Consider the following 562-nt stretch of genomic DNA (forward strand, 5'->3'; position numbering starts at 1 on the left):
AAATCCAGCAGGTGCGACCTTAACGATTGATGATGTGACTGCAGACAACGTGTTGAATGCCGCAGAATCAACCACAACCATCACGGTAACAGGTACCTTAACCGGAATCCCTGCAGATGCAGCAACCACGGTAGTGACACTGCTTATCAATGGTGTGACATACACAGCGACTGTTGATGCAGCGACAGGCAACTGGACCGCAGATGTGGCAGGTAGTGACTTACTTGCAGATACCGATGCGACCATCGATGCGACAGCCACCTTCACCGATGCAGCAGGCAACAGCAGCACAGTCACTGATACACAAACTTATAACGTGGATGTGACTGCCCCAGCAGCGCCAGAGATTGATCCGGTCAATGGTACCGATCCAATCACGGGTACCGCAGAACCAGGTTCAACCGTAACTGTGACCTTCCCGGATGGCACAACCGTTGATGTGGTGACTGATCCAACGACAGGCGAATGGACTGTACCAAACCCAGGTGGCTTGGTGGATGGTGATACCATCACGGCAATTGCCACCGATCCTGCAGGCAACCCGTCTGTACCAGGTACAGAA

1 protein-coding gene is annotated in these 562 nt (G+C 52.8%); it reads left to right on the forward strand.

Annotated elements, in window-relative coordinates; all coding sequences use genetic code 11:
* On the forward strand, positions 1–562 hold a 562-nt coding region (locus IEV36_RS18730), incomplete at both ends, for an Ig-like domain-containing protein (protein ID WP_227591707.1).

It is taken from the genome of Acinetobacter vivianii, from assembly GCF_014635885.1.
GTDB lineage: Bacteria > Pseudomonadota > Gammaproteobacteria > Pseudomonadales > Moraxellaceae > Acinetobacter > Acinetobacter vivianii.